Origin of the sequence: Tamaricihabitans halophyticus (assembly GCF_004340875.1) — a bacterium.
GTDB classification, from domain to species: Bacteria; Actinomycetota; Actinomycetes; order Mycobacteriales; family Pseudonocardiaceae; genus Tamaricihabitans; species Tamaricihabitans halophyticus.
In genome coordinates this window covers 244297-257829 of record NZ_SLXQ01000006.1, presented here as the reverse complement: position 1 = coordinate 257829, position 13533 = coordinate 244297, and the positions used below count along the sequence as shown (strand labels likewise).

Below are 13533 nucleotides of genomic sequence, written 5' to 3'. Positions count from 1 at the left end.
CTTCTGGGGGTCAAGGCGTCGCGCTCCGGCTAGCTCAAGGGCAAGAGCCTCGAGTGAGGGCGAAAAGTGAGTCGTAGGCGATTGGCCGGATGGTTTTCCCGGTCTTCGATTGCAGTGCTCGCCGCTGCTCTGGTCACCGCGCTTGGCGGTGCCGGAGCGGTAGCGCAGGAACCGGACAGCGAGCTTGCGCCCGGTGTACCGAAGGCCAATGTGGCCGATGAGCCGGCGGTGGCGGAACGGATCTCCCAGCCGCTGCGCGAGGCCGAGGGCAATGTGGCCGCGTTCGTGGAGCTCAAGGGCAAGGGCGCGGTCGAGGCATTCGATGAGCGTCGCGGCGAGGGGCGTAGCGCGAGTGCGGCCGCGCAGGCTGCGAATCAGCTCAAATCCGAGATCCGCTCGCTGACCGACGGTGTACTCGGGGCGCTGCGTGCCCTGGACGGAGCGACCACGTTGCTCGCCAGGACGAGCAACGCGGTGCCCGGTATGATCGTGCAGGCGGACGCGGCGAAGCTCAGGGAGCTCGCCGGGCGTTCGGACGTGCGGTCGGTGCGCCTGGTGACGCCGATGGAGCGCACCAACGCGAGTGCCGATCAACTGACCAAGGCACTGCAGACCTGGCGGCAGACCGGCAATTACGGTGATGGCATCCGGATGGGCATCATCGATGACGGCATCGACTACACTCACGCCGCTTTCGGCGGGCCAGGCACATCCGATGCCTACGAGGCGATCGACCCGACAAAGGCCGAGGCCTCGTACTTCCCGACCAAGAAGGTCGTCGGCGGGACGGACCTGGTCGGCGATGACTACGACGCCAGCGATCCGGACAACGCCACGCCGAAACCGGATCCGAACCCGCTCTCCTGTGGATCACACGGCACCCACGTTGCCGGCACCGCGGGAGGTTTCGGGGTCAACGGGGACGGCAGCACCTTCGAAGGTGACTACGCCAAGCTCAATGCCGACAAACTGAACAAGATGCGTATCGGGCCGGGGACCGCGCCGAAAGCGCAGCTCTACGCGATCAAGGTGTTCGGCTGCGGCGGCTCGACGAGCGTGACCGCACAAGGTATGGACTGGGCGCTCGACCCGGACGGCGACGGCGATTTCAGCGATCGGCTCGACCTGATCAACATGTCGCTCGGCAGCGACTTCGGTGCCCCGGACGACCCGAACAGCCTGTTCGTCCGCAAGCTGGCCGCGCACGGCGTACTGACCGTGAACTCCGCGGGCAACTCCGGCAACGTCTACGACGTCGGTGGCTCGCCGGGCAACACCCCGGAAGCGCTGACCGTGGCGAGCACCAGGGACTCCTTCGTGCTGCGGGACGCGGTGGCGGTCACCGCGCCCGGCGATATCCGGGGCAACCAGGTCGGCCAGTACAGCCAGGACTACGCCGACTACGACAATCTCGACGAGACGCAGCCCGTGGTGCCACTGAGCGACCAGGAGGACGGCTGCGCCGAGTACTCCGAAGCGGACGCCGCCGCGGTCAAGGGCAAGTTCGTCTGGCTGGAATGGGACGACAACGACGCGACCAGGGCCTGTGGCTCCGCCGCGCTGGCCGCTAACGCGGAAGCCGCCGGCGCGGCTGGTGCCGTACTGAGCTCCGGGCTCGAGCACTTCGCCGCGGGTATCGCGGGCAACGCCGCGGTACCGATGTTCCAGCTGACCGGATCGTCCACCAAGGCCGTCCGGCCGGCGCTGGAGGATGGCGCGCTGGAAATGCGGATGGCGGGCAAGCTGCGGGCAAGCGAGCCGCGCAACTATCCGGACATTGTGGACACGCCAAGCTCGTTCACCTCGCGCGGAGTGCGCGGGCCGGCCGTCAAGCCGGATGTTGGCGCACCGGGCGACACGCTGGCCTCCGCCGAGAGCGGCAGCGGTAACAAGGCGCTCTCGATGAGCGGCACCTCGATGGCCTCGCCGCATGTCGCGGGGATCGCGGCGCTCGTCCGGCAAGCCAATCCAGACTGGACAGTCGAGGAAGTCAAGGCCGCGGTGATGAACACCGCCACGGCCGATCTGCGCAGTGCGGCACACGACAAGGGCAACATCGAGGCACCGCAACGGGTTGGTGCGGGCCGGGTCGACGCACGGGCCGCGGTTGGCAACAAGGTGCTCGCGATGGTGCAGGACGATCCCGGCTCGGTCAGCGTCTCGTTCGGCGCCGTCGAAGCCGGCGAACCGGTGAACCTGGGTAAGACGATCAAACTCGTGAACAAGGGTTCGAACCAGGTTGAGCTGGACGCCAGCTACGAGGCGGTCACCAAACTGCCTGGGGTGCGCTACGAACTGTCCACGGACAGCGTGTCACTGAGCCCGAAGGGCACCGCGAGCGTGCGGGTCAACCTGCGGATCGACGACCCGAGCGCGTTGCGCAAGATCGCCGATCCGACGATCGAGAAGACCCAGCTCGACGTGGCCAGGCAGTTCCTCGCGGATGCCTCAGGGCGAGTCGTGTTCAACCCGACCGACGGCAGCACCAACCAGCTGCGCGTACCGGTCTACTCCGCGCCCAAGCCGACCGCTGCCATCGAGGCACCCGATGAGCTGAAGATCCCGGACGGCGAGCAGCAGGCCGTGCTGAATCTCGGTGGCCGTGGTCTCGACCAGGGTGATGGGGATGCCGCATACCGGTCACTGATCAGCGCGCTGCAGCTGGGCGCGACTTCGCCGGAGCTGCCCGAGTGCGCCGAGGAAGACGAGAGCGAGTGCACGATCAACGATACGGCCAAGGGTGGCGACCTGCGTTATGTGGGCGCCGCGACGACCGCGCCGTTGCACAAGAAGCAGGGTAAGCCGCAGGACGCGATGCTCGCCATTGGACTGTCTACTTGGGAAGACTGGGCGAACGTAGGGAGTAACACGATCCCGTTCGTCGAGCTCGACACCACGGGGGACGGCAAGCCGGACTTCCGATCCGAGGTGGCCAAGCCGCCGGAGACGGACGTGCTGGTGGTGAACACGGTTGACCTCAACCAGGAGGGCAACCCATCGGTTGACCTGCAGCCAGTCAATGGGCAGTTCGGTGACGTGGACACCAATGTGTTCGACACCAACACGCTGCTACTACCGATCAACCTTGCCGCGATCGGTATTGACGCGGCGAAGGCGGACAGCGCGCCGATCAGCTACACCGTCGGGGTGGCCGGCAACTACGCCGCATCGGCAGCCGAGGACGAGGTCGGCGTGATCGACCAGCTCGCCGAGCCGGTGGACTTCGATCCGCTCAAGCCGGGCGTGTGGCTCCAAGGTAGTGGTGAGCCGGCGCTGTCCTACCTGGCCAAGCCGGGTACGGCGCTGGTGGCCAACTACGACAGGGAAGCGGCCGAGCAGCAGGGCGCGGACCAGTTGCTGTTGCTGCACCACCAGAACGCGCGGGGCGCGCGTGCGGAGCTGGCGGATATCTCCGCCGGTGCCGGCGCGCCCGAGCAGCAGGCGGACGAGCAAGCGGAACGGCCAGCCGAGCAAAGCGAGCGGCCAGCCGAGCAAGCCGAGGAGGAACCGGCTGAACAGCCAGCCGGCGGGTAGCGCGATGGGCTGGTTAACGGGTACCGCCAATGCCGGCTTCGGCCGGCGGTGCTGACGTTAGGTGAACACGAATGGGGTCATCTCGGGGAGGGGTGGCCCCATTCGTGTTCCGTAATGCGAGAAGATCAACCGCAAAGTGTGTTCCGGGGTAGGTCGGTTGAGCGTCTAGCGGTAACCTGCTTCCTGGTACTTCGGCCCACGCTCCGGGCACCACTGGTGAATCGGGGCGTGGTCTGTTGTGCGGGATGCGAAGTTCACGCGAACGATTACCCCTGGAGGTGTGTGGATGCGGCTCGCGGTGATCCCTGGTGACGGGATCGGGCCCGAAGTAGTCACCGAGGCGTTGAAGGTGCTCGGTGAAGTCGTGCCAGCGGCCGAGGTCACCCGCTACGACCTCGGGGCCTCCAGGTGGCATGCCACGGGGGAGCTGCTGCCCGAATCGGTGCTCGGCGAACTACGCGAGCACGATGCGATCCTGCTCGGCGCGGTAGGTGACCCGACGGTACCGAGCGGCATCCTGGAGCGCGGCCTGTTGCTGCGCCTGCGGTTCGAGCTGGACCACCACGTGAACCTGCGGCCCGCACGGCTCTACCCCGGGGTGCGCAGCAGCCTCGCCGAGCCGGGCGAGATCGACATGGTCGTGGTCCGCGAGGGCACCGAAGGGCTCTATGCCGGAAACGGCGGCTTGGTGCGTAAGGACACCCCGAACGAGATCGCCACCGAGGTCAGCGTGAACACGGCTTTCGGCGTGGACCGGGTGGTCAGGGACGCGTTCCGCAGGGCATCCGAACGGCCGCGCCGGCATCTGACCCTGGTGCACAAGACGAACGTGCTCACCCATGCGGGTTCCCTGTGGTCTCGGGTGGTCGAGGAAGTTTCGCTGCAACACCCCGAAGTGACCGTGGCCTATCAGCACGTGGATGCCACCACGATCCACATGGTCACCGACCCCGCGCGGTTCGACGTGATCGTGACGGACAACCTGTTCGGCGATATCCTCACCGATCTTGCCGCGGCCGTGACCGGTGGGATCGGCCTTGCGGCGAGCGGGAACCTGGACGTCACCGGACGCAATCCGAGTATGTTCGAGCCGGTGCACGGCAGCGCACCGGATATCGCCGGGCAGGGCCTTGCCGATCCAACCGCGACGGTGCTTTCGGTCGCGCTGCTACTTGACCACCTCGGCAAGCACGAGGCGGCCAAGCGAATCGAGGCTTCGGTCGCGTTCGATCTGGCTACTCGCGACCATTCCGCGCCGGGTGCCACCCATGCGATCGGCGACCGGCTGGCCGCGCTGGTTTCCTCGAACACCCGGACGGCCTAGCCACTACAGCTCTGCTCAGGGCCCGCGCCTCGGCGCGGGCCCTTTTGCTGCGTTATGTCTGCTTTCGTTGGTATAGCCCGTACGCAACCAAAGTTGTGCCAACCGGCAACTTGTGCCAACCGGATACCTACTAACTGGCGTCTCGGCCGCCAGGACCGCCGCGCTGTAATCGCGTGAAGCGATTTCCGCACGGAGAGGCTGTGCCATATGTCCGATTTGGTCACAACCGCGACGCAGGGCCGTCCGAGCTCGCCGCGGCGGCCAGCGCGCGCGGTCGCGCCGTTCGCCAGTTGGCCCGTGTTCAGCATCGCCGGGCTGGTTCTGGCGGCGCACCTGGTCATCTCGATCGGCAAGGAGTACTGGCTCGACGAGGCGTACATGTTGGCGCTTGGCCGGTTTCACCTCGACTGGGGCTTCGCGGATCAGCCACCCGTCGTGCCGCTGCTTGCTGCCGCGATGGATGCGGTGGCACCGGATTCGCTGTTCGTGCTGCGGCTACCCGCCGTGCTGGCGACCGTGGCGGCCGTACCGGTAGCCGCGCTGATCGCGCGCGAACTGGGTGCGGACCGCCGCGCGCAGGTGTTCACCGCGCTCGCGCAGGCATGTGCGCTGTGGATCACCCTCAGCGGACACTGGCTCACCCCGTACACCCTCGAACCACTGCAGTGGCTGTTGCTTGTCTGGTTGCTCGTGCGGTGGATCAGGCTGCGTGACGACCGGCAGCTGCTGATCCTCGGGGTGACAATCGGGATTGCCGCGCAGACAAAGTTCCAGGTGCTGCTGCTCTGCGCGGTGTTGCTGGTCAGCGTGCTGCTGTTCGGGCCACGCGAGTTGTTGCGCCGGCCGAAGTTCTGGGTGGGCGTGGGCATCGCGCTGTTGATCGCCCTGCCCACGCTGGTCTGGCAGGCGATACACGGCTGGCCACAACTACGGATGAGCGAAGTGGTCGCCGCCGAAGCGGATGTGCTTTCCGGTGGCCGGTCCGGGGTGGCGTTCCAACTGTTCGGCTATGCCGGTATCGCCGGTCTCGTGTTGTTGCTCTACGGGCTGTGGTTGCTGTTCACCGATCAACGCCTGCGTGCCTATCGCTTCCTTGGCGTGACCTTCGTCGTGCTTTACGTCATCTTCGTGGTGGGCGCGGGCCGGCCCTACTATCTCGGCGGTCTGTACGCCGTTGGTTTCGCGGTCGGCGCGCTCGGGTTGCAGTGGCGCAGGGAGGCCGGACGGGCCCGGCTGCGTTGGCTGGCCTGGCCGGCTTTCGGGCTCAGTGTCGCCGCGGCGATCGGGATGCTTGTGCTGTCCACGGTCTTCACCAGTAGTCCGGGGATGCCCGTGGGCGAGCGGATTGCCGCGAACACCTCGACGGTTTACGCCGAGCTCCCCGCGCGGCAAAGGGAGCGTACCGCGCTGCTCGGCGAGAGTTACGTTGTCGCGTCCTATCTGGACGCTTATGCGTCGCGTTATGAGCTGCCTGGTTCGTACAGCGCGCACCGCGGCTACGGGTTCTTCGGGCCACCACCCGAGCGAGTGGACGCGGTTGTCTACGTCGGCGATCGGCCGGACCGGTTGCGGCGGTACTTCGGGGATGTGCGTGCGGCCACCGATCCCGGGCAGGATCCCAAGGTGTGGCTTGCCACCGACCGCACGGTGAGCTGGGCGCGGATCTGGCCAGAGCTGCGCGAGCTGTGAACGGAATTTGGTAATCCCCGCGATGTATGGCATCATCCGTGGCATGTCCGCTCTCAGCGTGATCATTATTGCCGAGCGCGTCGGGTAACAAGCAAGAACACCCGGCGCGCAGACCTCTCGCATTTCCGCGGGGGGTCTTTTTTGTTGCCACAGCCACTTTCGCGGACCAGGAGACAAGGTGACCAGCACCGCGCAAACCCCGAAGAACACGCCACTCGGTGACGCCTTCCATGTGTACGACACCACCCTTCGGGACGGTGCGCAGCGGGAGGGGATCACCTACTCCGCGGCGGACAAACTGGCCGTGGCGCGCTTGCTCGACGGGCTGGGGGTCGGCTTCATCGAAGGCGGTTGGCCAGGTGCGTTGCCCAAGGACACCGAGTTCTTCCAGCGCGCGGCCGCCGGTGAACTCGAGCTGCGGCACGCCGCGCTGGTCGCGTTTGGATCCACTCGGCGTGCCGGCGTGCGCGCCGAAGAGGACGCGCAGGTGCGCGCCTTGCTCGACTCCCAGGCACCCGTGGTCACCCTGGTGGCGAAATCGGATCGGCGGCATATCGAACGTGCGCTGCGCACCGACGTGGCCGAAGCCTGCGCGATGGTCAGGGAAACCACGGAATTCCTTGTCGGCGAGGGGCGGCGGGTCTTCCTGGACGCCGAGCACTTCTTCGACGGGTACGCCTTCGATCCGGACTGCGCCCTCCGGGTGCTCGACGCCGCCGTACAGGGAGGCGCGGATGTCGTGGTGCTCTGCGATACGAACGGCGGGGCACTGCCGCTCGGGCTGTCCCAGACGGTGACCGAGGTCATCGCGCGGACGGGGTTCCGGGTGGGCATTCACTGTCAGGACGACACCTCGTGTGCCGTCGCGAACTCCGTTGCCGCGGTGCAGGCAGGTGCGACCCACGTGCAATGCACCGCCAACGGATATGGCGAACGGGCGGGTAACGCCGATCTGTTCGCCGTCGTGGGAAACCTGGTGACCAAGCTCGAGATGCCGGTGCTGCCACCGGAAAATCTCGGTGAGCTTACCCGCGTTTCCCACGCACTAGCCGAGATCGCGAATATCGCCCCGGACACCCACCAGGCATATGTCGGGTCGTCGGCCTTCGCTCACAAGGCGGGGCTGCACGCGAGCGCGATCAAAGTGGATCCGGAACTGTACAACCACATCGATCCGGCCACTGTCGGCAACGATATGCGGGTGCTGGTCACTGAAATGGCCGGCCGGGCCAGCCTGGAGCTCAAAGCTCGTGAGCTCGGGGTCGACCTGGCCGGCCAGCCTGAGGCACTGTCTAATGTGGTGCATCGAGTGAAGGAACTCGAAGCAGGCGGCTGGAGCTTCGAAGCGGCCGACGCGTCGTTGGAGCTGTTGTTGCGCAACGAGATCAAGGACGATCCGGTCCGGCTGGACGAACCGCCCTTCGCGCTCGAGTCGTATCGCGTGGTACTTGATCACGCGCAGGACGGCAGCGTGATTTCCGAGGCCACGGTGAAGGTGCACGTGTCCGGCGAGCGGGTGATCGCCACGGCCGAGGGCAACGGTCCGGTACACGCGTTGGACGCCGCGCTGCGCAAGGCACTCAGCCCTTATCTGTCCTGGTTGAACAGTGTCGAGTTGACTGACTACAAGGTGCGGATCCTGCCAGGACATCCGGGAACCGACGCGGTGACCAGGGTGCTGCTCGAGTCGAGCGACGGCCAGGCGGAGTGGACCACCGTCGGCGTCCACGGCAATATCGTGGAAGCGAGCTGGTTGGCGCTCTGCGACGCGTTGGTCCACAAGGCGATGTGGGATCGGGTCCCGCAAGCCTCGTCGCCGGCGTGATCCGCTGACCGGGTTCGGCGATACCCCGCGCGGCGGTGCCGCCTTGGCGGTTAGGCTGACCGGGTGCGTTTAGGTCGAATTGCTCACCCGGAGGGTGTCGCCTTCGCGGCTATCGAAGGCCCGGCGGAAGCGACACCGGATCAGCTGACCGCGGCGGAAATCGCCGAACACCCATTCGGTACGCCGAATTTCACCGGCCGGCGCTGGCCGCTCGCCGATGTTCGGCTGCTCGCGCCGATCCTGCCAACGAAGATCGTGTGTATCGGCAAGAACTACGCCGATCACGCGGCGGAGATGGGCAGCGAGGCGCCAGCGAACCCGGTGATTTTCATGAAGCCGAACACCTCGGTGATCGGCCCGAACAACCCGATCAAGTTGCCGGGCGATTCCGAGCGGGTGGACTTCGAGGGTGAACTCGCCGCGGTCGTTGGCACCCCGTGCAAAGACGTTCCGGCTGCCGGCGCGAGCAAGGTGCTGCTTGGCTACACCGTCGCGAACGACGTCACGGCGCGCGATCAGCAGAAGGCGGATGGGCAGTTCACCAGGGCCAAGGGGCATGACACGTTCTGCCCGCTTGGCCCGTGGATCGAAACCGAGCTGGACCCAGCCGATCTGGCCATCCGTACCGAGCTGGATGGCGAGGTGCGGCAGGATTCCCGCACCTCGCTGCTGCTGCACGATGTCGGCAAACTGGTGGAGTGGATCTCCAAGGTGATGACCCTGCTGCCCGGTGATGTGATCCTTACCGGCACTCCGGCCGGGGTCGGCCCACTGAGTGCCGGGCAAAATGTCACGGTGACCGTGCAGGGCATCGGCTCGCTGACCAACCCGGTACAGCCCCGCTGACCAGCCCGGTATGGCCCCGCTGATCCTGCCGGGTTCGGTCCGTTACCTGCGGGCGAACCGTGGTGCGCGTTCCGGCCGGACACCGCGACCGAGCACATAGGCGGGTATTCCCTGCAGGGCGGGCCAGCGCCGCATCAGCCGAAGGGGCAGCGGCGGTTTGGCGCCGTGGATGATATCGATTTTCCCGTCCAGTGCCGGCGCCAGTGCGCGGGCGTGCAGCGTTCGCTGGAGCAGCTGGGTCAGTACCGTGGCAGGCAGCCTGCGCCGGCGCACCCTGGCAAGGTCCCGGGTGCTCGGCCGGCCGGTGCGCAGCGGTGCGGCGAGCAGTCTGGCCGCCGCTACGGCGTCCTGGATCGCGAGGTTGATCCCCACGCCGCCGACCGGCGACATCGCGTGCGCCGCATCGCCGATGCACAGCAGCCCGTCCCGATGCCAGGTCCGCAACCGGTCCAGCCGCACGTCGAGCAGTTTCACCTCATCCCAGGACCGCAGGGCGTCGGTGCGATCGGCGAGCCACGGCAACGGCTCGGCGAGGTCTTTGACGATCGTGCTCACCTCACCGGTGCGAACCCTGCTGTCCGTGCCCTTGGGGATCAGCGCCGCGGTCTGCCAGTAATCGCCTCGGTCGATGAAGATCGTGGCGCGCTGGTTACTGAACAGGCCGAGCCCACCGGCAGGATCGCTGTCCTTACGAGGCAACTTGAACCACCACGCGTCCATCGGCGTGGTCCATTCGCGCGGACGTAGTCCCGCGCCGTGCCGGAGCACCGATCCGCGACCATCGCAGGCGACCGTCAGCTCGGCGTGAATCTCGCCCTCGGTCCCGTTCGACTCGCGGTATCGCACGCCGCTGATCCGGTCTCCCGACCTGATCAGCTCGGTGGCCTCGGTGTTCATTCGCAGCGTGAACCCTGGCTCGGCTCGGCCAGCTTCGGCGAGCAGATCAAGCAGATCCCACTGCGGGACCATCGCGATGTACGGCCGCTTCCCGCGCAGCCTGGTGAGATCGCCGAAGGGCGTCATGCCCTCGGCGGTTGGTACCCGGATGGTGTCCAGCCGACTCTGCGGCATCTTGTCGAACTGCTCGCCGAGCCCTAGCTCATCGAGCAGCACCATCGTCGTCGGGTGGACCGTGTCACCGCGGAAATCGCGCAGAAAATCACCGTGCTTTTCCAACACGGTTACCTCGACGCCGGCGCGCGCGAGGAGCAGGCCGAGCATCATCCCCGCGGGTCCACCACCAACCACACAACACGTTGTTCGAGTCATGACCCCTCCTATTTCAACGGTGGTTGAATAATTACAGGATGCGGCGAACCGGCCGCGAGAGTCAAGTCGAGACCGTGCGGATACCCTTTATGGGTCATGACTGAGACCACGGATACCCCCAGCGTGGGCGCGGTGCGCGCCCGGTTCTGTCCCTCGCCAACCGGGATTCCGCACGTCGGACTGGTTCGCGCCGCCCTGTTCAACTGGGCCTTTGCCAGGCACAACGGCGGCCAGCTGGTGTTCCGCATCGAGGACACCGATGCCGCGCGGGACTCCGAGGAGAGTTACGCGGCGATCATCGAGGGTCTGCGCTGGCTCGGTATCGACTGGGACGAAGGGCCCGAGGTCGGTGGTCCGTACGGGCCATACCGGCAGAGCGAGCGTGGGGAGATCTACGCCGATGTGGCCCGCCGGTTGCTGGAAGCCGGTGAGCTGTACGAGTCGTTCTCCTCCGCCGCGGACATCGAGGAACGCAGGAAGGCGGCTGGCCAGGACCCGAAGCTCGGCTATGACAACGCCGACCGGGAGCTGACCGAGGACCGGAAGGCGGAGCTGCGTGCCGAGGGCCGCGAACCGGTGCTGCGGCTGCGGATGCCGGATGAGGACATTACGTTCACCGATCTGATCCGGGGTGAGGTCACCTTCGCCGCGGGCAGCGTGCCGGACCCGGTGTTGATTCGCGCCAATGGTGCGCCGCTGTACCCGTTCGTCAATCCGGTGGACGACGCCATGATGCGGATCACGCATATCCTCCGTGGCGAGGACCTGCTGCCGTCCACTCCGCGCCAGATAGCGCTGTTCGCCGCGCTGCGGCGGATCGGTGTCGCCGAGTCCATCCCGAGCTATGCGCATCTGCCCCTGGTGCGTGGCGAAGGCAACAAGAAGCTGTCGAAGCGCGATCCAGAGTCGAACCTGTTCAACTACCGGGACCGCGGCTTCCTGCCCGAGGGGATGTTGAACTACCTCGCGCTGCTCGGCTGGTCCATCGCGGAAGACCGGGACGTCTTCAGCATGGCCGAGATGGTGGCGGCATTCGATATCTCCAGGGTGAGCCCGAACCCCGCGCGGTTCGACCTCAAGAAAGCCGAGGCGATCAACGCGACGCATCTGCGGGCGCTACCGGCCGAGGAGTTCGTGCGGCGGCTGCTTCCCTATCTGGTGCAGGCGAGGCTACTGCCGGCGGAGCCGACCGGGCAGCAGCTCGAGTTGTTGCGTTCCGCCGCGGCACTGGTGCAGGAGCGGGTGGGCGTGCTCGCCGAAGGGGTTGGCATGCTGCGGTTCCTTTTCGTTGCGGATGCCGATTTCGCGCCCGAGCCAGATTCCGCCGCAAAGGCGTTCGGCGAAGGCTCCGGGGCGGTGCTGGCGGCAAGTGAACGCGCGTTGACTGATCTCGCGGAGTGGACGACCCCGGAAATCGAGCGAGCCTTGAAGGAAGCGCTCGTGGACGGCCTGGAACTGAAGCCGCGCAAGGCATTTGCTCCGGTTCGTGTCGCGGTGACCGGTCGCACCGTTTCACCGCCGCTCTACGAGTCGATGGAGCTGCTCGGTCGCGATAGGACACTCGCGCGGCTGCGCGCGGCGATCAGCGGCTGAATTCACCGGAGAGTAGTGTCACGTCGCGCATTTAACGGGGTAAACGATCGGATATCACCTCGTTAGCCGAATCGCTCGGAAGGGTAGTCCGCCTAACCTCGCGGAGTGACTTTCGCGCTAACGGACCGCATGGACAACCAGACAACCCCCGAATTGACCGATGGTCCCTTCGCCTATCAGCCGCCGGTGCTACAGGCGGTATGCCTGGATATCGACGACACGCTCGTCGACTTCAGTAGTGCCGCTCGCGCCGCGCTCGTCGAGCTCGTCGGCGCCGCCGACCGCTGGGAACGCTGGGTCGCGATCACCGATGAGTACGTCGCTCGGGTGGTCGCCGGCGAGGTGAGTTACCCGGCGATGCACGCCTGCCGCACTCGGGATTTCCTCGCGGAGCAGGGCATCACCGTGGACGCGGCGCGTGCGGAAGAGTTGGAAGCGCGACGCAAGGCCACGATGCGGCGCTCCTGGGGACTGTTCGCCGATGTACTGCCATGCCTGGAGTGGTTGCGCGCCGCGGGGGTGCGGATCGCTGCTGTGACCAACGCCTCGGGGCAGCACCAACGGGGAAAGCTCGCTTCGCTGGGGCTAGCCGAGTTCATCGATCAGGTGGTGATCGCCGGCGAGGTTGGTTCGGCCAAGCCCGATCCGGCCATCTTTCACGAGGCCTGCCGGGTGCTGGATGTACAGCCAGGCAATGCGGCGCATGTGGGTGACAAACTGGAACTGGACGCCATCGGCGCGCGGGACGCGGGGCTGTGTGGCGTCTGGTTGGACCGTGCCGGGCTCCAGCAGCCGGTGCCGCGTGGGGTGCAGGTGATCGACAGCCTCGCCGAGTTGCCGGAGTTGCTGGTGTGTGAGTTCGCCGCCATCGCGCCGGTCGGCTCGGCTGGGGCACGCTGACCAGACAGACAGGGCGAAAAGGTGGGGCCCTGCGGGCAGCCTTGGGGGCGTAGTCTAGTATTTCCGTCCGGCAGCAAGTTCGGATTCGGCCGCGGCCAGCGCTGTTTCGAGGCGGTGTTTCGAGTCCGAGCCGGAAGCCATTGGGGTATGGTGTAATTGGCAGCACGACTGATTCTGGTTCAGTTAGTCTAGGTTCGAGTCCTGGTACCCCAGCGGAAGAGACCGCAGCCGAGGCTGCTAGAGTTCTCTCCGGTTGGTTCAACCAAGGCCCCGTCGTCTAGCGGCCTAGGACGCCGCCCTCTCAAGGCGGTAGCGCGGGTTCAAATCCCGTCGGGGCTACAGTTGGTGTATTCAAAGCCCCCGGCAATGCCGGGGGCTTTTTCGCTTTTTCCGGGTGTTTTTACGGGGGCCGAGCCCCCGTAGGCCCCCACGGTGCGGTGGTCCCCTTGCTGGCTCGGGTTCCCCTTCGTTGCGAGTGGTCCCGGTGGGTGGGTGTGGTCCCCGTTTCGTGGGTGTGGTCCCGGTGGGTGGGTGTGGTCCCCGTAACCGCAAG

Annotated in this window: 8 protein-coding genes and 2 tRNA genes; 9 read left to right on the top strand and 1 reads right to left on the bottom strand. The window is 66.5% G+C overall.

Annotated features, from left to right (window positions below; translation table 11 throughout):
* Positions 1 to 66 precede the first annotated feature (66 nt).
* From EV191_RS16365 to EV191_RS16345, 5 genes are all read left to right on the top strand, one after another.
* Positions 67 to 3534, top strand: coding sequence for a S8 family peptidase (locus tag EV191_RS16365; protein ID WP_132877912.1), 3468 nt, complete (start codon positions 67 to 69; stop codon positions 3532 to 3534).
* A gap of 286 nt (positions 3535 to 3820) precedes the next feature.
* The gene (locus EV191_RS16360; RefSeq protein WP_132877911.1) at positions 3821 to 4858 is read left to right on the top strand and encodes a 3-isopropylmalate dehydrogenase; all 1038 of its coding nucleotides are present in this window, start codon (positions 3821 to 3823) and stop codon (positions 4856 to 4858) included.
* Between the two features lie 207 nt (positions 4859 to 5065).
* Entirely contained in the window at positions 5066 to 6547 is a 1482-nt protein-coding gene (locus tag EV191_RS16355) for a glycosyltransferase family 39 protein (RefSeq protein WP_132877910.1), read from the top strand.
* A gap of 178 nt (positions 6548 to 6725) precedes the next feature.
* Entirely contained in the window at positions 6726 to 8372 is a 1647-nt protein-coding gene (gene cimA, locus EV191_RS16350; RefSeq protein ID WP_132877909.1) for a citramalate synthase, read from the top strand.
* Positions 8373 to 8435: 63 nt separating this feature from the next.
* A complete protein-coding gene (locus EV191_RS16345; RefSeq protein WP_132877908.1) occupies positions 8436 to 9218 on the top strand; it encodes a fumarylacetoacetate hydrolase family protein in 783 nt (260 codons plus the stop codon).
* A gap of 42 nt (positions 9219 to 9260) precedes the next feature.
* Here the strand turns inward: EV191_RS16345 and EV191_RS16340 are convergent, their stop codons facing one another.
* On the bottom strand, positions 9261 to 10487 hold the full coding sequence (locus EV191_RS16340; RefSeq protein ID WP_132877907.1) for an FAD-dependent oxidoreductase: 1227 nt from the start codon (positions 10485 to 10487) through the stop codon (positions 9261 to 9263).
* Between the two features lie 96 nt (positions 10488 to 10583).
* On the opposite strand from EV191_RS16340, the gene gltX reads away from it, so the two are divergent.
* The 4 genes from gltX to EV191_RS16320 all read left to right on the top strand — a co-directional run bounded on the left by gltX (position 10584) and on the right by EV191_RS16320 (position 13319).
* On the top strand, positions 10584 to 12080 hold the full coding sequence (gene gltX / locus EV191_RS16335; RefSeq protein WP_132877906.1) for a glutamate--tRNA ligase: 1497 nt from the start codon (positions 10584 to 10586) through the stop codon (positions 12078 to 12080).
* A gap of 105 nt (positions 12081 to 12185) precedes the next feature.
* Positions 12186 to 12980 carry an HAD family hydrolase gene (locus EV191_RS16330; protein WP_243658993.1) on the top strand — a complete coding sequence of 265 codons (795 nt, stop codon included), beginning with the start codon at positions 12186 to 12188 and terminating at the stop codon, positions 12978 to 12980.
* A gap of 141 nt (positions 12981 to 13121) precedes the next feature.
* Positions 13122 to 13193 (top strand) — tRNA-Gln (locus EV191_RS16325).
* A gap of 53 nt (positions 13194 to 13246) precedes the next feature.
* Positions 13247 to 13319, top strand: a tRNA-Glu gene (locus EV191_RS16320).
* Positions 13320 to 13533: the final 214 nt, after the last annotated feature.

Bases quoted from the DNA above. Each gene is read 5' to 3' on its own strand.
- EV191_RS16360 (WP_132877911.1), top strand. From the start codon at position 3,821: ATGCGGCTCGCGGTGATCCCTGGTGACGGGATCGGGCCCGAAGTAGTC.
- EV191_RS16355 (WP_132877910.1), top strand. From the start codon at position 5,066: ATGTCCGATTTGGTCACAACCGCGACGCAGGGCCGTCCGAGCTCGCCG.
- EV191_RS16340 (WP_132877907.1), bottom strand. From the start codon at position 10,487: ATGACTCGAACAACGTGTTGTGTGGTTGGTGGTGGACCCGCGGGGATG.
- gltX (WP_132877906.1), top strand. From the start codon at position 10,584: ATGACTGAGACCACGGATACCCCCAGCGTGGGCGCGGTGCGCGCCCGG.